The organism is Flavobacterium sp. MDT1-60, from assembly GCF_014844035.1.
In the GTDB taxonomy this organism is placed as follows: Bacteria; Bacteroidota; Bacteroidia; order Flavobacteriales; family Flavobacteriaceae; genus Flavobacterium.
The window spans coordinates 1,768,404-1,786,817 of sequence record NZ_CP062159.1; the positions used below are offsets into that span (position 1 = coordinate 1,768,404).

General features: G+C 33.8%; 18 protein-coding genes, 1 tRNA gene and 1 pseudogene. 14 read left to right on the forward strand and 6 right to left on the reverse strand.

Annotated elements, in window-relative coordinates:
* Window positions 1-23: 23 nt before the first annotated feature.
* Together IHE43_RS07600 and dnaA are read right to left on the reverse strand one after the other, a co-directional pair.
* Window positions 24-491, reverse strand: a complete 468-nt coding sequence (locus IHE43_RS07600; RefSeq protein ID WP_192187369.1) for a low molecular weight protein-tyrosine-phosphatase — start codon at window positions 489-491, stop codon at window positions 24-26.
* Window positions 492-500: 9 nt separating this feature from the next.
* Window positions 501-1,928, reverse strand: coding sequence for a chromosomal replication initiator protein DnaA (gene dnaA, locus IHE43_RS07605; RefSeq protein WP_192187370.1), 1,428 nt, complete (start codon window positions 1,926-1,928; stop codon window positions 501-503).
* Between the two features lie 186 nt (window positions 1,929-2,114).
* On the opposite strand from dnaA, the gene IHE43_RS07610 reads away from it, so the two are divergent.
* The gene (locus IHE43_RS07610) at window positions 2,115-2,519 is read left to right on the forward strand and encodes a thioesterase family protein (protein ID WP_192187371.1); all 405 of its coding nucleotides are present in this window, start codon (window positions 2,115-2,117) and stop codon (window positions 2,517-2,519) included.
* A gap of 31 nt (window positions 2,520-2,550) precedes the next feature.
* On the opposite strand, the gene IHE43_RS07615 is transcribed toward IHE43_RS07610, so the two are convergent.
* From IHE43_RS07615 to ribD, 3 genes are all read right to left on the reverse strand, one after another.
* Window positions 2,551-3,183: a YigZ family protein gene (locus IHE43_RS07615; protein WP_192187372.1), complete on the reverse strand. Its 633-nt coding sequence runs from the start codon at window positions 3,181-3,183 to the stop codon at window positions 2,551-2,553.
* 221 nt (window positions 3,184-3,404) lie between these two features.
* Complete coding sequence (locus IHE43_RS07620) at window positions 3,405-4,007, reverse strand: HAD family phosphatase (protein WP_192187373.1); 603 nt, start codon at window positions 4,005-4,007, stop codon at window positions 3,405-3,407.
* The gene (gene ribD / locus IHE43_RS07625; protein ID WP_192187374.1) at window positions 4,000-5,049 is read right to left on the reverse strand and encodes a bifunctional diaminohydroxyphosphoribosylaminopyrimidine deaminase/5-amino-6-(5-phosphoribosylamino)uracil reductase RibD; all 1,050 of its coding nucleotides are present in this window, start codon (window positions 5,047-5,049) and stop codon (window positions 4,000-4,002) included. Before ribD ends, IHE43_RS07620 begins: the two co-directional genes overlap by 8 nt.
* 109 nt (window positions 5,050-5,158) lie before the next feature.
* Between ribD and IHE43_RS07630 the strand changes: the two genes are divergently transcribed.
* Together IHE43_RS07630 and prmC are read left to right on the forward strand one after the other, a co-directional pair.
* Window positions 5,159-5,644, forward strand: a complete 486-nt coding sequence (locus IHE43_RS07630; RefSeq protein ID WP_192187375.1) for a GNAT family N-acetyltransferase — start codon at window positions 5,159-5,161, stop codon at window positions 5,642-5,644.
* Between the two features lie 85 nt (window positions 5,645-5,729).
* A complete protein-coding gene (gene prmC, locus IHE43_RS07635; protein WP_192187376.1) occupies window positions 5,730-6,596 on the forward strand; it encodes a peptide chain release factor N(5)-glutamine methyltransferase in 867 nt (288 codons plus the stop codon).
* A gap of 214 nt (window positions 6,597-6,810) precedes the next feature.
* Here prmC and IHE43_RS07640 read toward each other — a convergent pair whose 3' ends face one another.
* Window positions 6,811-8,055: an ABC transporter permease gene (locus IHE43_RS07640; RefSeq protein ID WP_192187377.1), complete on the reverse strand. Its 1,245-nt coding sequence runs from the start codon at window positions 8,053-8,055 to the stop codon at window positions 6,811-6,813.
* 199 nt (window positions 8,056-8,254) lie between these two features.
* Here IHE43_RS07640 and hisS point away from each other — a divergent pair, with 199 nt between their 5' ends.
* The 11 genes and pseudogenes from hisS (at window position 8,255) to IHE43_RS07695 (ending at window position 18,314) form a co-directional block, all read left to right on the forward strand.
* Window positions 8,255-9,682, forward strand: a complete 1,428-nt coding sequence (gene hisS, locus IHE43_RS07645; RefSeq protein WP_192187378.1) for a histidine--tRNA ligase — start codon at window positions 8,255-8,257, stop codon at window positions 9,680-9,682.
* 120 nt (window positions 9,683-9,802) lie between these two features.
* Window positions 9,803-9,873: transfer RNA gene (locus tag IHE43_RS07650), tRNA-Trp, on the forward strand.
* A gap of 460 nt (window positions 9,874-10,333) precedes the next feature.
* Window positions 10,334-10,912 carry a nucleotide exchange factor GrpE gene (locus IHE43_RS07655; protein ID WP_192187379.1) on the forward strand — a complete coding sequence of 193 codons (579 nt, stop codon included), beginning with the start codon at window positions 10,334-10,336 and terminating at the stop codon, window positions 10,910-10,912.
* 76 nt (window positions 10,913-10,988) lie between these two features.
* Window positions 10,989-12,098 (forward strand): molecular chaperone DnaJ, encoded by a 1,110-nt coding sequence (gene dnaJ / locus IHE43_RS07660; RefSeq protein ID WP_192187380.1) that lies wholly within the window; start codon window positions 10,989-10,991, stop codon window positions 12,096-12,098.
* Window positions 12,099-12,260: 162 nt separating this feature from the next.
* A pseudogene (locus tag IHE43_RS07665) lies at window positions 12,261-13,189 on the forward strand (ABC transporter ATP-binding protein).
* Window positions 13,190-13,268: 79 nt separating this feature from the next.
* Window positions 13,269-14,585: an ABC transporter permease gene (locus tag IHE43_RS07670; RefSeq protein ID WP_192187381.1), complete on the forward strand. Its 1,317-nt coding sequence runs from the start codon at window positions 13,269-13,271 to the stop codon at window positions 14,583-14,585.
* A gap of 82 nt (window positions 14,586-14,667) precedes the next feature.
* Window positions 14,668-15,831 (forward strand): sigma-54 dependent transcriptional regulator, encoded by a 1,164-nt coding sequence (locus IHE43_RS07675; protein WP_192187382.1) that lies wholly within the window; start codon window positions 14,668-14,670, stop codon window positions 15,829-15,831.
* A 101-nt stretch (window positions 15,832-15,932) separates the two neighbouring features.
* A complete protein-coding gene (locus IHE43_RS07680; protein WP_192187383.1) occupies window positions 15,933-16,598 on the forward strand; it encodes a DEAD/DEAH box helicase in 666 nt (221 codons plus the stop codon).
* 75 nt (window positions 16,599-16,673) lie between these two features.
* Window positions 16,674-16,892, forward strand: coding sequence for a putative signal transducing protein (locus tag IHE43_RS07685; protein ID WP_026727963.1), 219 nt, complete (start codon window positions 16,674-16,676; stop codon window positions 16,890-16,892).
* A gap of 83 nt (window positions 16,893-16,975) precedes the next feature.
* The gene (locus tag IHE43_RS07690) at window positions 16,976-17,803 is read left to right on the forward strand and encodes a Cof-type HAD-IIB family hydrolase (RefSeq protein WP_192187384.1); all 828 of its coding nucleotides are present in this window, start codon (window positions 16,976-16,978) and stop codon (window positions 17,801-17,803) included.
* Window positions 17,787-18,314, forward strand: coding sequence for a GNAT family N-acetyltransferase (locus IHE43_RS07695; protein WP_192187385.1), 528 nt, complete (start codon window positions 17,787-17,789; stop codon window positions 18,312-18,314). The genes IHE43_RS07690 and IHE43_RS07695 overlap by 17 nt, the downstream gene beginning before the upstream one ends.
* The last annotated feature ends 100 nt before the right edge of the window (window positions 18,315-18,414 follow it).

Genomic DNA, 18,414 nt, shown 5'->3' on the forward strand with positions numbered 1-18,414 from the left:
CTAAATAATTGAAAACAGATAAGTTAAGAATGTTTTTCGATAAGTTTTTTAGAAATGATGTCAGCAACTTCGTCTAACATTTGGTAAACATTGTCAAAACCATTTACAGCTCCAAAATAAGGATCTGGAACATCTACATTTTCACCGGGAAATAATTCGTTTAAAATAAGATGAACTTTATTTTTATGTTCTGGAGTTTTTGCAAGATGAAGGACATCGCGATAATTCGAATTATCCATTACATAGATATAATCGAATTCATCAAAGTCAGCAATTTTAAATTGTCTCCCTTTTTGATTGTCAATGCATAAGCCGTTTTTTTGGGCAATCGCAATAGAACGTTTGTCAGGTGCGTGACCCACATGCCAGGATCCTGTTCCAGCTGAATCAACTGTGAATTTGTCTTTTGGAAGTTTAGATGCCAAAATTCCTTCTGCTAAAGGCGATCTGCAAATATTTCCCAAACAAACCATTAAAATTTTTACAGGCATGATTCGCGTTTATAGCGTTAATTTTTTGTTGATGTCTTCGACAAATTTTTTGAATTGTTTGTCTGTAGAAACTAAATTGTCAACGGTTTTACAAGCGTGTAATACGGTAGCGTGATCGCGATCTCCAATTTGTGAGCCAATGTTTGCCAAAGAAGCTTTAGTAAATTTCTTTGCAAAAAACATAGCTAATTGTCTCGCCTGAACAACGTGCCTTTTCCTGGTTTTAGATTGAAGTGTTTCAATATCCAACTGAAAATAATCAGACACAATTTTTTGAATATAATCGATAGAGATCTCTCTCTTCACGTTTTTAACAAATTTCTCTACAACACTTTTAGCCAACTCGATAGTAACTTCTTTTTTGTTGAAAGAAGATTGGGCAATTAACGAAATAATGGCGCCTTCAAGTTCACGAACATTGCTTTTGATGTTACGGGCAACATATTCAATAATGTCTTCCGGCATTTCGACACCATCGCGGTAAAGAATATTTTTCAAGATTGAAATACGAGTTTCGTAATCTGGCTGATGTAACTCAGCAGATAATCCCCATTTGAAACGAGATAATAAACGTTGCTCAATATCCTGCATATCAACAGGAGCTTTATCCGAAGTTAAAATTACCTGTTTTCCATTTTGGTGCAGGTAATTAAAAATATGGAAAAATACGTCCTGAGTTCCTGATTTTCCAGATAAAAACTGAACATCATCAATAATCAAAACGTCAATTAATTGGTAAAAGTGAATGAAATCATTACGATTATTCTTTTTAACCGAATCAATATATTGTTGTGTGAAAATTTCGGCAGAAATATATAAAACCGTTTTTTCAGGATATTTGTCTTTTACTTCAACACCAATAGCGTGTGCTAAGTGTGTTTTTCCTAAACCAACTCCTCCAAAAATTAATAACGGATTAAATGACGTCCCTCCAGGTTTATTGGCAACAGCCATACCTGCAGAACGCGCCAAACGGTTAGAATCTCCTTCAAGGAAATTATCAAAACTGTAGTTAGCATTTAATTGCGACTCAATTTTTAAATTTCTAATTCCGGGAATTACAAACGGATTTTTAAGTTCAGGATTTAAGTTTTTAAACGGAGCATCAACCTCTTGAGGTTTCATTGGTACTCTGTTCGAACTTGGTAGCTGCTCAGTAAACGGTTGTTTATTTCCGTAAGTGTTCTCCATTTTAATTTTATAGAGTAACTTTGCGTTTTTTCCCAGTTCTTTGGTAAGCGCAACTTTTAATAATTTAACGTAATGTTCTTCTAACCATTCGTAGAAAAATTTACTTGGTACTTGAATATATAACGCGTTGTCGGTTAGCTCAACTGATTTGATTGGTTCAAACCAAGTTTTATAGGCTTGATCTTGAATATTGTCCTTTATAAAAGACAAACAGTTTTCCCATACCGATTGAGCAGTTTTAGTCATAGATTCAGATAAATTTTTAATTATTGATAAAGATTCTCCTAATAAAAAGGGAGCAATTTTATTCCGTATTTCGGGATAACAAATATGTGAACAAATTTCTGTAAAAAAAAATATTTTGGAGTCTAATTTTATAAAAAAATGTTGTAAGTAAACTTTTGGAAGTTAATTTTTTTTAATCAATAAATAATGAAAAATCATCAAACGCAAGTGCGTGTTCGTTACTCTGAAACAGACCAAATGGGGGTTGTTTATCACGGAAATTATATTCCATATTTTGAGATCGGACGCGTGGAATGGCTTAGAGACAAAGGGATTTCGTATAAAAGTATGGAAGAAAGCGGAATTGGACTGCCAATTGTTTCAATGCAAATAAATTATAAAAAATCAGCGCGCTATGATGAGCTTCTTACGATTCATACTACTTTCAAAAGTCAATCTTCTGTTAAGATTGAATTCGACTGTGCGATCTTTAACGAAGCGAATGAGTTATTAACAACTGCGGTATTTATTTTAGTATTTATTTCGTTAAAATCAGGTCGTCCAACAGCACCTCCGGATTATATTTTAGAATTATTTAAAACACTGGTGTAATTGTTAAAATGATGTGTATTTTTATATTAAATTATATAATTTTTATATCGATTTCAAACATTAAATCAAAAATGTCGAATACTAATTCGGCATTTTTTTTTCGTGTTTTTGTGATTATTTTACCAATTGGAAGTCCGGATTCTTCATCAATTTCCATTTCCTGAGAAGTAATTTCCAGTTTTTTTTCTTTGATGACCCGCATTACTTTGTTCATATTTTTATAATCAAAAGAGATTAAAAAATGAACGTCAATTGTTTTTTCGATGATTTCACAAACTTCAAGCGTCATTTGTGCGGTTGTTTTGTAAGCTGCTATCAATCCGCCAACACCCAATTTAACTCCACCAAAAATTCGGACTACAACTACTAAAAGATTAGTTAATCCAAAAGACTGAATTTGACCATAAATCGGAGCGCCGGCTGTATTGCTCGGTTCGCCGTCGTCATTAGCCCGATAGGATATTTTTGGAGCTGTTCCCAATTGATATGCATAACAATAATGAACGGCATGAGGATGCTGTTTTTTTAAGTTTTCGATAATTGGTTTTACTTCGTCTTCATTTTCAATGGGAAAAGCATAACCAAAGAATTTACTTCCTTTTTCCTTAAAAAGCACTTCTTCAGATTTAAAAGCAATGGTTTGGTAGGTATCGTTATATTCCAAAAGTAAATTTCTAAATTATGTTTGTTTTTTTTGCCAGAGAGTTGATTTTACCGCAAAGAACGCAAAGTTTATTTTTTGGTGTGTTTACAATTGGCTTTATTAAGTTCGCAAAGCTGTTTTGGTGAATTTTGCGTAAACCCTTTGCGAACTTTGCGGTTAAAGTATGTCGCTAATTATAAAATTACTTTAATCTTTAATATGTGGTAAAATAATTTTTGCTGCTATAATATTTTTTTATCAAATAAATCCACGACATCTTCCTGGCCCACTTGTAAATTCCAAACGTGGAAACCTAAAGCAGCGGCCGAATCTGTGTTTTCTTTTTTATCGTCAACAAACAAAGTGCGCTTTGGCAATAATTCATGTTTGTTGATTAAATATTGAAAAACATCAGCATTTGGTTTTCGCTTTCCAATTTCAAAAGAGAAATAAACTTTTTCAAAACATTGATAGAAATCGCTGTAAAATGAAATGCCACTTTTGGTTTCGAAAGTTTCAATATGAATGGAATCTGTATTGCTCAATAAAAATAAACGGTATTTTTTTGAAAGCATTTGCAGAAACTCTAATCTGTATAAAGGGAAATCAGCCAGAACGGCATTCCAGGCTTCCAGAATTTCTTCAATCGAAGCATTTGGAAGTTGTTTTTGAAAACCTGCCAGAAAATCATCATGCGAAATATCTCCGGTTTCAAACAAAACATTCAAGCGATCCAATTCTGAATTCCATTCCGTCATGCCTAACTTCTGCAATCCTGAAATAGTAGCCTGTTTGTCTAAATTGATAAAGATATCCCCAAAGTCAAAAATTATAGTATCAATCATGATTTCTAACGTATATTAATTCATCGTTTTGAATATGAGTTTTTGTTGTAGTTTTCTTTTGAAGAACCGGGGCCTTTGTTCCTATATTAAAAGTATTCTCTCCAATAAAAATACGAGCTTCATCCCAAATGTCCTGGTCGATAAAAGCTTGTAAAGTCTGTAAACCGCCTTCAATAATAATAGACTGAATTTGGGTTTGATATAAAACGGCTAAAATCTGCGGGATTATATTTTGATTAAAATCGATTACTTCAAAGGTAGTGTTTTCTGATGAAAAGTTAATTTGAGATTTCGTAAATACGATAGTTTTTACACTGTCATCAAAAATAAAACTCTCTTTTGAAATGCGATTATTTTGATCTAAAACAATTCTTACAGGATTATCTCCAGACCAATCTCTGGTATTTAATTTCGGATTATCATCAACGACAGTTTGAGTACCAACTAAAATAGCCTGTTCTTCACTTCGCCATTTATGAACCAATTGTCTTGAATATTGATTGGTAATCCAAACGGGTTTTCGTTCCTTATTAGTTTGTTTTTCAGGCGCTAGAAATCCGTCCTGGCTTTCGGCCCATTTTAATATAATATAAGGTCTCTTCTTATTATGAAAAGTAAAAAAACGTTTATTAAGCTCGTAGCATTCTTTTTCTAAAACACCTACGGTAACATTTATTCCGGCTGCAATTAGTTTTTTAATTCCGTTTCCGGCTACTTTTTCATTTGGATCTACGGTTCCAACAACGACATTCGGAATTTCATTTGCAATAATTAAATCACAACAAGGCGGCGTTTTTCCAAAATGACTGCAAGGTTCTAAACTCACATAAATAGTGGCCTTTTTTAGTAACGATTTATCTTTTACAGATCGAACCGCATTAACTTCTGCATGTGGTTCACCAGCCTTTTTATGCCAGCCTTCACCTATAATTTGGTCGTTATAAACAATTACGCTTCCTACCATTGGATTTGGGTAAGTTGTCCCAAAACCATTTTTGGCAAGTTCAATGCAGCGTTTTATATATTTTTCATGTGTATTCACGATACAAAAGTAATTATTTTTGAGTTTAGTGCGATAGTAATTGATATATGATAAGAAACTATCAAAAAACTATTTTTACTTTTGTAGATATTACAAGAATAAACAAAATATGGAAAATTGGCTTATTAGAAAGATTAAAAAAGAAGACAATCAGACAGTTGCAAAATTAATAAGATCCGTTTTTGATGAAATGGAAATTCCGAAAGTAGGTACAGCCTATGAGGATCCTTATTTAGATTTGATGTTTGAGGAGTATAATAAACCGCGATCCGTTTATTTTGTGGTTGAAAATGAAGGTAAAATAGTGGGCTGTTGCGGAATTGCACCTTTAGAAAATGGCGATCCTGCAATTTGTGAACTACAAAAAATGTATTTTTTGCCTGAAACGCGAGGTTTAGGAATTGGCAGTAAAATGATGGAGAAATGTTTGGAGCAGGCTAAAGTTTTTGGTTTTGAAAAATGTTACATAGAGACGATGCCTTTTATGCATGCAGCTCAAAAATTATATAAAAAATCAGGTTTTGAATATTTAGATGCGCCGATGGGATGTACCGGGCATAGTTCTTGTCCGATTTGGATGTTGAAAGATTTGTAAAACAATTGTAACAAATTAGTTTTTGCAATACTTATTTTGAAAGAAAATTGGCTTTCGCCGAAAAGATAATACTCAAAGACCCGAAATGAAAATCAAACAATACCGGACTCAGTTTATAAAAGAATTATCACCTTTTTACGATGCGTATGAAGCGGAAAGTTTTTTCTATTTAATTTTAGAAGACAAACATAAATTAAGGCAAATTGATTTGGCCTTAAATCATGATTTGAATTTTTCTGAAAGTGATTTCGTGGTTTGGAATACATTGTTGAGTCAATTAAAAAAAGAAGTTCCGATACAGTATTTACTTGGGAAAACAAGTTTTTATGGTTTGGATTTTGAAGTAAATGAAAATGTTTTGATTCCGAGACCAGAAACGGAAGAATTGGTTGAATGGATTATAAATGAGAATTCAAAAACGGATAAAACTAAAAAACTTAGAATTTTAGATATCGGAACAGGAAGTGGCTGTATTGCTATTTCATTGGCTAAAAACCTTCCAAATGCTGAAGTTTATGGTTTTGATGTTTCGAAAAAAGCTATAGAAACGGCCAAAAGAAACGCTATAAATAATAAAGTTGATGTGACTTTTGTCCTTTTGGATATTTTAGAAACCGATCTGATTACCTCCAATTTTGATATAATTGTTTCGAATCCACCCTATGTTCGGAATTTAGAAAAAGAAGAAATCAAAAAGAATGTTTTGGATTACGAGCCACATTTGGCTCTTTTTGTAGAGGATAACGACGCTTTGATCTTTTACAGAAAAATAGCTGTTTTGGCGAAAAACAGTCTTTTGGAAAATGGTCAATTGTTTTTTGAAATCAATCAGTATTTAGGGAAAGAAATGATGGATTTGATGGAAACAATGAATTATAAAAATATTGAATTGAAAAAAGATATTTACGATAATGACCGCATGATTTCCTGCAAGGTTTCCAAAACCTTGTAGGTTTGAATTTTTATAAGCTGATAAAATAAACACCTACAAGGTTTTGTTCCGAAGCTTCGGGATTGCAGGAGAACATCTTAAAAGTTTAAAACTTCTAATCTAGCCCCGATAGTAGTGGAAATCCTTTTTTGCTGGGGTTCAGCAAAAAAGATTGAAACGAATAGCGGGACAAAACATCTTATAAAACGACTTGCTTCTGCTTCAAATTAAAAAATTATTCATAACGCAAAGCCTCAATAGGATCTAGTTGAGAAGCTTTTATAGCGGGATATAAGCCGGAAACGATGGCAACCATAAAACTGGTCGCAAAAGCTGCAAAAATCGCCATCCACGGAATAACAAATGCAAAACTCATTGCAGCTGCAAATGCAAAACCGATTAAAATTCCTAATACAATACCCACCATACCTCCAATTTGCCCGATCAATAAAGTTTCGATAAAAAACTGAACAGAGATGGTGACTTTTGTTGCGCCTAAAGCTTTACGTACACCAATTTCGCGGGTGCGCTCTGTAACCGAAACAATCATAATATTCATCAACGCAATTGACGATCCAAGAATAGTGATAATACTAATAATCCACGAAGCCCACCCTAAATATTTAGTGATTCCAAGAATTCGGTTAATTAAATCGTCGCTTCGGCCAATACCAAAATTATTATCACGAACCGGACTTAATTTACGAACTCTTCGCATGGTGCTTGTGGCATTATCAACAGCTTCATCTAAAAGTTCTTTTTTAGAAACCATTACGCTCATTGTATAATTAATGTTTGGAGCTGTAAATAAGGAACGCGCCACCTGAATTGGAATTAAAACTCTTAAATCCTGGCTATTTCCAAATGTTGATCCTTTTTCTTTCAGGACTCCAATGACTTTAAAACGGGCGCCTCGAATCGAAATTATTTTGTCAATTGGGTTGACATCTTTTAGTAAGCCTTTTTCAAAATCAGAACCTACAACACAAGAATAAGTATTGTTTTCAATATCAAACTGATTGAAAGAACGGCCTAAACTTATTTCTAAGCCTGAGTTGCTTATAAAATGTTCATCAACCCCAAGAACTTTAATTTCAGGATCTGTTTTTTGATCTAGAAATTTCACTTCTGCTGTAGAGGTTGCGGTAAAAGAAAGAGAAGTTTCGGTAAAAGGATATTTGTATTTGTTTTTGAAAGCAACTGCTTCCGGATATGAAATAATTGGATTTACGATTTCGCGTTTATTCCCGCCACGATTTTTTACGTTGTTTTCGTATTGATTGATGTTGAAAGTGTTAGCTCCCATAGAAGCAAAATTGGTAGAAACGGTATTTTCGAGAGCCGTTACAACTGTCAGGATTCCAACAAGTGCTGTAATACCAATCGCAATGATTAATACGGTCAGAATCGTTCGCAGCAATTGTGTTTTGATGGAACCAAAAGCAATTCGGATATTTTCTTTAAATAATTTTAGCATCATGACCAATTTGTCACGAAAATACGTTTTTTGTTACAAGTTTGTTTTCGAACTGCCAATATTTATTTTAAAAAATAAGATATTTGCAGACGATTTAAGAATTCAATATTTTGATTTCTAAAATCCATTAATCTAAAAAGGTTTTGAATTTTAAGTTTCCAAAGAATCTAAAATCTAAAATCTACAATCTAAAATAACAAAGATGGCTTCAAAACCAAGTATACCACAAGGAACAAGAGATTTTTCGCCTGCAGAGGTGTCAAAACGTCAATATATTATTCAGACGATAAAAAACAATTTTGAGAAATTTGGTTTTCAACCGATTGAAACTCCGTCGTTTGAAAATTCAGATACCTTAATGGGGAAATACGGAGAAGAAGGCGATCGTTTGATTTTTAAAATATTGAATTCAGGTAATTTTTTCTTCAATAAAAATAAAATTGAATTGCCGGAATCTATCGAATCGTTGCAAGTTAATTCGGCCGAAACAATTGATTTGAATCAAAGAATTGATTTGAATAAGTTTACAGGAAAAATTTCAGAGAAAGCGTTGCGTTACGATTTAACAGTTCCGTTTGCAAGGTACGTTGTACAACACCAAAACGAAATTGAATTTCCTTTTAAAAGATATCAGATTCAACCCGTTTGGAGAGCTGATCGTCCACAAAGAGGGCGTTACAGAGAATTTTATCAATGTGATGCCGATGTTGTTGGGTCAAAATCATTGTGGCAGGAAGTAGAATTGGTTCAGTTGTATGATACGGTTTTCACCTCTTTAGGTTTAGAAGGTGTTACTATCAAAATCAATAATAGAAAAATATTATCCGGAATTGCCGAAGTTATTGGTGCTTCAGATAAATTGATTGACTTTACGGTTGCTCTTGATAAACTAGATAAAATTGGTGAAGACGGAGTAAAAAAAGAGATGATCGAAAAAGGGATTGCTGAAGAGGCTTTGGTTAAAGTGCAGCCACTTTTTAGTTTTACAGGAACTTTTTCAGATAAAATAAAACAGCTTTCGAATCTGTTAGCGTCGTCAGAAGAAGGGATGAAAGGAGTGCAGGAATTGAAATTTATTTGTGACAATGTGACTACTTTAGGTTTGTCGACTGCGACATTAGATTTGGATGTAACACTTGCTCGCGGATTGAATTATTATACAGGAGCTATTTTTGAAGTAGCGGCGCCAAAAACCGTTTCAATGGGTTCTATTGGTGGCGGTGGAAGATACGACGATTTGACTGGTATTTTCGGTTTGAAAAATATGAGTGGGGTTGGAATTTCTTTTGGTTTAGACAGAATTTATCTGGTTTTGGAAGAATTGCAATTGTTCCCGGAAACCGTTGCAGCAACATCAAAAGCGTTATTTATTAATTATGGAGATGCAGAAGCGTTATATGCTTCGCAGGCAATTCAGAAATTGAGAAAAGAAAATATAAAAGTGGAATTGTATCCGGACAATGTAAAAGTTGGGAAACAGTTTCAATATGCAGATAAAAGATTGATTCCGTTTGCAGTCATTGCAGGGGAACAGGAGATTGCTTCAAATTCTTATTCGCTTAAAAATTTAGTGACAGGTGAACAGGTTTCTGTTGATTTTGAAGGGTTGAAAAATACTTTGTTGGGTTAACTGTTTGAAGTGTAGGTTTTTGTCGCAGATAGCCCAGATTTAAAGGGATTTCTTCTTAAATATCTTCTTGAAATAGTTGCTGGAGAAGAAAAAAAACTTTTAATTTGCCGACCTTAAGTTACGGGCGTAGTTCAAGGGTAGAATAGCGGTCTCCAAAACCGTTGATGGGGGTTCGAATCCCTCCGCCCGTGCAATATTTTTTACCGCAAAGAACGCAAAGATTTTTATTTAAGATACTTTAAAAAGGTAAAGTTCGCAAAGCTAAATCGATACAAAGCTTTGCGAACTTTTGCCTTTTTTATAAAAGCTAAAAATAACTTAGTGTTCTTTGCGGTAATTTTTTTTCTCAAAAACATAAAAAAAAAGCTTCGTCTAAATTGCAGACGAAGCTTTTTTTAATATAAGGTAAACTTGAATTAATAATTATTTATAAAGCCGAGGCTAACCCTTAAATTCAATTTTGATAGGTAATAATTTAGTTTTCATTATGGATTTCAAATATACTATAAACTATATCGTAATAGTCTTAAAATTATACTAAATTTTTTAACCTAAATTTGTCGTTTTAAAAGACTCATTTTTAATAAAGTGACAATTTGACATTTTAAAAGATTTGGCAGTACTTTTGCAATCCAACAAAAAGAATAAAAAATGAAGTTTAAAGATATTTTTAAAAATAAAAGTAATATGACTACGGAAAATACAGAGTTCGATCAGGAATTAGATGATGTAACGTTAGAAAACAATGCCAACGGTGAGCAATTAATTGTTGAAGAATTAAGTGTTGAAGAGCAATTGGCTCAAGACTTGGCAAAAGAAAAAGATAAATTTTTGAGATTATTTGCCGAATTTGAAAATTACAAAAAAAGAACTTCAAAAGAACGTATTGATTTGTTTAAAACAGCAAATCAGGAAGTTTTGTTAGCAATGCTTCCTGTTTTGGATGATTTTGACAGAGCGACTGTAGAGATCAACAAGTCTGACGATGAAAATTTGAAAAAAGGAGTAGAGTTAATTCACGAAAAACTAAAAAGCACTTTGGTAGCTAAAGGTTTAGAGCAAGTTGAAGTAAGAGCAGGTGATGCTTTTAACGCTGACTTTGCTGAAGCAATTACTCAAATTCCTGCACCTTCAGATAAATTGAAAGGTAAAATTGTTGATGTTATTGAAAAAGGATACAAATTAGGAGACAAAATTATTCGTTTCCCTAAAGTGGTTATTGGAAACTAATAAAAGCAAACAGAAATTTTAAATGACAATTTAAAAATTGGATTTTGGAATTTCAGATTTGTAATTTAACCTTATTATGAAAAAAGATTTTTACGAAATACTAGGCATTTCAAAAAATGCTGACGCTGCTGAAATTAAGAAAGCTTACCGAAAAAGTGCGCTAAAATATCACCCGGATAAAAATCCAGGCGACAAAGAGGCAGAAGAAAACTTTAAACTTGCGGCAGAAGCTTATGAAGTTTTAAGCGATCCTAACAAAAAAGCAAAATACGATCAATACGGACATCAGGCATTTGATGGTTCTGGCGGATTTGGCGGTGGCCACGGTGGGATGAATATGGATGACATTTTCAGCCAGTTTGGTGATATTTTTGGTGGTGGATTTGGCGGTTTCGGCGGAGGCGGAGGCGGTCCTCGTCGCGCTAAAGGAAGCAATCTTCGAATTAAAGTGAAATTAACTTTAGAAGAAATTGCTAATGGTGTTGAGAAAAAAGTAAAAGTAAAGCGTAAAGTTCAGGCTAAAGGTGTAACGTATAAAACGTGTTCTACTTGTAACGGTCAGGGACAGGTAATGCGTGTAACAAACACAATTTTAGGAAGAATGCAATCTGCATCTACTTGTCCTACTTGTGGTGGTTCTGGACAAATTTTAGATAAAAGACCTTCTGAAGCTGATGCTCAGGGAATGGTTTTGGAAGATGAAACTGTTTCTATCAAAATTCCAGCTGGAGTAGTTGACGGAATGCAGTTGAAAGTTTCTAATAAAGGAAACGATGCACCAGGAAACAGCGTTCCAGGCGATTTAATTGTTGCCATTGAAGAATTAGAGCATGAATTTTTGAAACGTGAAGGTGAAAACATTCATTTTGATTTATATATTAGTTTTCCCGAAGCTGTTTTAGGTGTTTCTAAAGATATCGAAGCAATCAACGGAAAAGTTCGTATTAAACTGGAAGAAGGAATTCAATCTGGAAAAATACTAAGATTAAAAGGAAAAGGTATTCCAAGTATCAACGGTTACGGAAGTGGAGATTTACTGGTTCACATAAATGTCTGGACACCAAAAACGTTGAATAAAGAGCAAAAACAATTTTTTGAAAATGCTTTAAACGACGAACATTTTGTTCCGAGTCCTGAAAAATCAGAAAAATCATTTTTCGAAAAAGTAAAAGATATGTTTTCATAGGCTGAACTTTTTTAGAAATGTTTAAATAAATATAAAACCCATTCTAACATAAATTTAGAATGGGTTTTTTGCGTATTAGTACTCAGATTCGCTGTGAATTATTTACTTTTACAGGCGCAAAGCCACAATGGTCAAATTGACGCAGAAAATCTAAAAAATCGCATGAGCAACTTACTCGAAGTACATAAAGTCGTAAAACAATACGGTGATTATGTAGCGCTTAACGAAGTTTCATTAAATGTGCCAAAAGGCAGTATTTACGGATTACTAGGTCCGAATGGAGCTGGAAAAACTTCCCTTATCCGAATTATCAATCAAATTACTTTGCCAGATAGCGGAGAAATAATTTTAGATGGAGAAAAATTGCAGCCTAAACATGTGCAGACTATTGGCTATCTTCCGGAAGAAAGAGGTTTGTATACTTCTATGAAAGTGGGAGAACAATGTTTGTATCTGGCACAGATGAAAGGACTTTCTAAAGCTGAGGCAAAAGTGCAATTAGAATATTGGTTTGACCGCCTGGAAATTCAGGGTTGGTGGAACAAAAAAATTCAGGAGCTTTCTAAAGGAATGGCGCAGAAAATTCAGTTTGTGGTTTGTGTTTTGCATAAACCGAAATTATTGATTTTTGACGAACCGTTTTCTGGGTTTGATCCCGTAAATGCAAATGTTATTAAAGACGAAATTTTAGCATTGAAAGAACAAGGTGCAACTATTATTTTTCGACACACCGAATGGAAAGTGTAGAAGAGCTTTGCGATCATATTGCATTAATTCACAAATCGAATAAATTAATTGAAGGAAAACTAAGTGATGTAAAACGCCAATTTAAAACGAATAGTTTTGAAGTTGGAATTTTGACTAGTAACGTTGAAGGTTTGATGTATGACATCACACAAAAGTTTACTGTTTCGCCGGCAAATTTTAAAACGCTAAACGATGATTTAAAATTGAATATTCAAATTGGAAATTCAAGTCCAAATGAGTTATTACATATTTTAACGCAACGCGGACAAGTGACACATTTTGTAGAAAAAATTCCGAGTGTAAATGATATTTTTATTCAAACGGTTACTGAAAATAAAAATTAGAAATCCAAAAAAATAAATTCAAAATTCCAATGTTAGATCGTGTAAAATTGGAATTTGGAATTTGAAAATTAAAATATTTATGAGCATCATTTCATTGATTATAAAAAGAGAATTTATTGCAAAAGTCCGCAATAAGTCTTTTGTTGTCATGACTTTTTTGAGTCCGGTTTTGTTTGTGGCAATTGCTGTTTTTATTGGGTATTTGAGTTCAATGAAAGCAGATACTAAACGAATAGCAATTCACGATGAAACGGGTTTATTTGCCGATGATTTTGTAAAACAGAATAAAAAAGATGCCGAATATAAGTATCTGAATTTGTCTGAAATCGATACGAAATCTTTGAAAGACAGTATTGCCAAAGAAGATTTTAGTGGTCTGATTGTGATTCCGAAAACAGACAATTTAAAAGATTTAGAAAGCAAAGTAGAATTTATTTCGAATAACAGCCCAAGTATTTCTTTTATTGAAAACACACAGGATGTTATTGCCGGAAAAATCACAAAATTAAACCTGGAAAAAGCTAAATTAGACACGCTTGCGATTCAGAAAGCTCAGGCTGAAGTTAATATTCATTTGGCAAAAGCGTCCGGAGAAGAAAGTTTGAAAGGATTAAATGAAATAAAAATCGGTATTGGTGGTGCTTTCGGATATTTGATCATGATGTTCATTATCATTTATGGAAACATGGTGATGCGAAGTGTAATCGAAGAAAAAACAAATCGTATTGTCGAAATCATTATTTCTTCAGTAAAACCATTTCAATTAATGGTTGGTAAAATTGTTGGTACTTCGCTTGCCGGATTATTGCAATTTTTGATTTGGGCGATAATTGGTTTGGGATTGATGTTTGCAGCTTCGGCATTTTTTGGGGTAAATATTGGACCAACTGCCAGAATTTCACCTGAATTAATGCAGTCAGCACAACATGAAATGTCTGGAACGGCACAAATGTATATTAGTGAATTATGGAATTTGCCAATTGCAAGCATCATAATTGGCTTTGTAGTTTATTTTGTGGGAGGCTACTTTTTGTACAGTTCTTTTTATGCAGCAATTGGAGCAGCAGTTGACAATCAAACGGATTCTCAACAATTCCTTTTGCCGATAATTATGCCATTAATTCTAAGCGTTTACATAGGATTCTTTACAGTAGTAAATGATCCACACGGAACTGTTGCGGTAGTATTTTCGATGATTCCGTTAACGTCTCCAATTGTCATGTTAATGCGTATTCCGTTTGGAGTGCCGTGGTGGCAAATTGCGATTTCGGTATCATTATTGTTTGCAACCTTTTTCCTTGTCGTTTGGTTCGCTGCAAAAATTTACCGCGTTGGTATTTTAATGTACGGCAAAAAACCAACATGGAAAGAATTGTATAGATGGCTAAAGTATTAAATTCCAATTCAAAAAGAATGGGAATAAATCCCAAATTCCAATAGTTGGGTTTTGGATTTTTTAAAATTGAAAATTACGAAGAATGAGTAGGATACTAATTATTGAAGACGAAGCAGCGATCAGACGCGTTTTGGTAAAGATTTTGTCAGAAGAAAGTGATACCTATCAGGTAGATGAAGCTGAAGATGGTGCTGTAGGACTTGACAAAATAAAAAACAACGATTACGATTTGGTTTTGTGTGATATCAAAATGCCAAAAATGGACGGCGTTGAGGTCTTAGAAGAAGTAAAAAAAATCAAACCTGAAATTCCGATGGTTATGATTTCGGGTCATGGCGACATGGAAACAGCGATTCATACCATGCGTTTGGGCGCTTTTGATTATATTTCAAAACCACCGGATTTAAACCGTTTATTGAATACGGTTCGTAATGCCTTAGATAAAAAACAACTTGTTGTTGAAAATAAAATCTTAAAGAAAAAAGTTAGCAAAAATTACGAAATGGTAGGCGAGAGTGAAGCTATCAGTCATATTAAATTAATGATTGATAAAGTGGCACAAACCGAAGCCAGAGTTTTAATTACCGGACCAAACGGAACCGGAAAAGAATTAGTAGCACATCAATTACATGAAAAAAGCGAGCGAGCTAATTTTCCTTTAATTGAAGTAAACTGTGCTGCGATTCCTAGTGAATTGATTGAAAGCGAATTGTTTGGTCACGTAAAAGGGGCCTTTACATCAGCAGTGAAAGATCGCGCCGGAAAATTTGAAGCTGCAGATAAAGGAACTATTTTCTTAGATGAAATTGGTGATATGAGTCTTTCGGCGCAAGCCAAAGTGTTACGTGCTTTACAGGAAAGTATGATTACAAGAGTTGGAGCAGAGAAAGATATTAAAGTTGATGTTCGAGTAGTTGCGGCGACTAATAAAGATTTAAAAACAGAAATTGCCGAGGGTCGTTTCCGTGAAGATTTATATCATCGCTTGGCTGTAATTTTGATTAAAGTTCCGCCATTGAATGAGCGACGAGATGATATTCCGGCTTTAGTAAGACACTTTGCGGAGAAAATTGCTTCTGAACAAGGAAATGTGGTCAAAGTATTTTCTCAGCAAGCCATAAAATTATTGCAGGAATACGATTGGACAGGAAATATCCGCGAACTTCGAAATGTAGTCGAAAGATTGATTATTTTGGGAGGAACAGAAATTTCTGAAACTGATGTGAAAATGTTTGCAAGCAAGTAGATGCTTCACACAATAGGCTATAAGCTTTAGGCTTTAGGCTTTAAATGATATAAATAATTTTTGCTTACAGCGTAAAGCTTAAAGCCTAAAGCATTAAAAAAATGAAATTAAAAAAAATAAACGAGAAGTTACAAGATGCCTTAATTGAAAACGGTTTGACAGAAGCAAATGTCTTGCAGATGGAAACTTTTTCAACCATTAAAAGTGGCGCAGATTGTATGATTATCTCTCCAAAAGGAACCGGAAAATCGACAACAATTGTATTGAATGTAATTCAGCAATTGGCTGGACATACAGAAGAATCGCCACGTGCTTTGATTATTGTGGAAGACAAGGAGAAAGTGCTGGCTATGGAAGCTCTTTTTGAGAAATACGGAAAATATACCAATCTTGAAGTTTACGGTGTTCACGACAAAGGAGATATGGACTACGATAAAAACTATATTTCAACCGGAGTTGATGTTTTAATTGGCACACCAAACAAACTGAGTGATATGTTTACCACTGCAGGTTACAATGTAAACCGTTTAAAAATGTTGATTTTAGATGATGCAGATCCTATTTTGAGATTGCGTAATGAAACTAAAATCATGCGTATTTCAAACAGTATTGCCAAAACACAACGTATTATTTTTGCTGAAATATTGACAGAACGCATCGAAATTCTGGCAGATAAATTCCTGTTAGAACCTTATTTCTTTGATATGGATGAAGAAGGAGAAGAGGAGCTGGACGAAGAAGAGGATGGAATTGAAGAGGAGGAATAAGTTGTAGTCAAAGTTTACAATATTGGACTGAAAACGGTTATCTAAAAATAAAATAATTATAAAAAATAAAATGTCATGGGATTAATGAAGGTGTTTTCAGGAAGTGAAGTTTTAGCAATTGCTTTACAGGAAAGATTAGAAGAAGCGGGAGTAGAAACCGTAAAAAAAGATAATATCCAATCAGCTCGTTTGGGAGGCTTTGGCGGAACAGATTTGGCTGTCGAAGTTTTCATTCAGGAAACCGATTTTGCAAAAGCAAATCCGGTTATTGAAGATTTTAGAATGAGCATTTAGATAAGTAATCAGTCTCAGTATTCAGTCACAGTTCGCAGTTATAACACTGAAAACTGTGACTGCGACTGAAAACCCAAAAAAATATGCAATATAAAATGTTGGTACTCGACATGGATGATACCTTGTTGACAGACGATCATAAAATTTCGGAATTAAATAAAAAAGTTCTTATTGAAGCTCAGGCAAAAGGGGTTTATGTGGTTTTGGCTTCGGGCCGTCCAACATCTGCCATGACACCTTATGCTAAAGAACTGGAATTAGATTTGAATGATTCTTATATTATTTCCTTTAATGGCGCTGTAATTAGTACTGTTAAAGACGATCTTGTTTTATTTGAACAGAAATTAACTGTAGAGCAAATTCATGAATTATACGATTATAGTGTGAAAATGAAAACACATATTATAACGTATTTAGATAATGAAATTATCAGTGAAACGAATTCTGAGTATATCGAAATCGAAAAAGAAATAACAGGGCTAGCCCATATCAAAGTTCGTAGTTTTAAAGATGCTGTTTCTAAACCTGCGGTAAAATGTATTTTATTGGCAGAACCGTCTTATTTAAAAGAACTGGAACAGGATTTGAAATTAGCAATGCCTCATTTAAGTATAGCAATGTCAAAACCATTTTTCCTGGAAGCAGCACAAAACGGAATCGATAAAGCAGCAAGTATAAAAATCTTAGCAGAGAAACTCAATATTCATCAAAGTGAAATTATAGCCGTTGGAAACGCAGGAAACGATTTAACTATGATCGAATATGCCGGTTTAGGGGTTTGGGTTGATAATGTAATGCCTGAATTGCGTGACAGGGCTAATGTAATTGTAGCATCAAATAACGATGACGGTGTTGCTGAGGTTGTTCAGCGATATATCTTAAATGATTTTGTTTATGAAGAAATCAATTGAAACGGATCGTCTGCTTTTAAGAGAATTGGAACTTTCTGATGCAGAAGGGATGTTTGAATTGGATTCGAATCCGAATGTGCATTTATTTCTTGGAAATAAACCTGTAAAACATATTGATGAAAGTATTGATCAAATTAAGAATATTCAAAAACAATATGAAGCTTTTGGAATTGGCCGCTGGGCTGTAATTCTTAAAGAGACCAATGAATTTTTAGGTTGGTCTGGAATAAAATTCATTACCAATGAAATCAATAATCATAAAAATTTTTATGAAATTGGATATCGTTTTATAGAAAAATACTGGGGAAAAGGATACGCTACCGAAGGAGGGAAAGCTTTTGTGGACTATGCTTTTAACGAATTGAAAGCTGATGCCCTTTATGCTTACGCAGATGCAGGAAATGAAAATTCAAGAAAAATTCTCGAAAAACTCGGTTTGAAATACATTAATTCGTTTGAATACGAAGAAGAATTAGAAGTTTGGTACGAATTGAAAAATCCAAACCTATAAAAATATTCAGAGAAATGCATCCCAAATCTTTGTAAACTTATCTCTTTTAAGATTTGCAAAGATTTGGAAAACAACCCGTAAGTCTTAATTCTCTAAATGA

What these genes read in the sequence shown, in the direction of transcription:
- IHE43_RS07600 (WP_192187369.1), bottom strand. Translation starts at nt 491, where the DNA reads ATGCCTGTAAAAATTTTAATGGTTTGTTTGGGAAATATTTGCAGATCG.
- dnaA (WP_192187370.1), bottom strand. Translation starts at nt 1,928, where the DNA reads ATGACTAAAACTGCTCAATCGGTATGGGAAAACTGTTTGTCTTTTATA.
- IHE43_RS07610 (WP_192187371.1), top strand. Translation starts at nt 2,115, where the DNA reads ATGAAAAATCATCAAACGCAAGTGCGTGTTCGTTACTCTGAAACAGAC.
- IHE43_RS07620 (WP_192187373.1), bottom strand. Translation starts at nt 4,007, where the DNA reads ATGATTGATACTATAATTTTTGACTTTGGGGATATCTTTATCAATTTA.
- IHE43_RS07630 (WP_192187375.1), top strand. Translation starts at nt 5,159, where the DNA reads ATGGAAAATTGGCTTATTAGAAAGATTAAAAAAGAAGACAATCAGACA.
- prmC (WP_192187376.1), top strand. Translation starts at nt 5,730, where the DNA reads ATGAAAATCAAACAATACCGGACTCAGTTTATAAAAGAATTATCACCT.
- IHE43_RS07640 (WP_192187377.1), bottom strand. Translation starts at nt 8,055, where the DNA reads ATGATGCTAAAATTATTTAAAGAAAATATCCGAATTGCTTTTGGTTCC.
- hisS (WP_192187378.1), top strand. Translation starts at nt 8,255, where the DNA reads ATGGCTTCAAAACCAAGTATACCACAAGGAACAAGAGATTTTTCGCCT.
- IHE43_RS07655 (WP_192187379.1), top strand. Translation starts at nt 10,334, where the DNA reads ATGAAGTTTAAAGATATTTTTAAAAATAAAAGTAATATGACTACGGAA.
- dnaJ (WP_192187380.1), top strand. Translation starts at nt 10,989, where the DNA reads ATGAAAAAAGATTTTTACGAAATACTAGGCATTTCAAAAAATGCTGAC.
- IHE43_RS07670 (WP_192187381.1), top strand. Translation starts at nt 13,269, where the DNA reads ATGAGCATCATTTCATTGATTATAAAAAGAGAATTTATTGCAAAAGTC.
- IHE43_RS07675 (WP_192187382.1), top strand. Translation starts at nt 14,668, where the DNA reads ATGAGTAGGATACTAATTATTGAAGACGAAGCAGCGATCAGACGCGTT.
- IHE43_RS07680 (WP_192187383.1), top strand. Translation starts at nt 15,933, where the DNA reads ATGAAATTAAAAAAAATAAACGAGAAGTTACAAGATGCCTTAATTGAA.
- IHE43_RS07685 (WP_026727963.1), top strand. Translation starts at nt 16,674, where the DNA reads ATGGGATTAATGAAGGTGTTTTCAGGAAGTGAAGTTTTAGCAATTGCT.
- IHE43_RS07690 (WP_192187384.1), top strand. Translation starts at nt 16,976, where the DNA reads ATGCAATATAAAATGTTGGTACTCGACATGGATGATACCTTGTTGACA.
- IHE43_RS07695 (WP_192187385.1), top strand. Translation starts at nt 17,787, where the DNA reads ATGAAGAAATCAATTGAAACGGATCGTCTGCTTTTAAGAGAATTGGAA.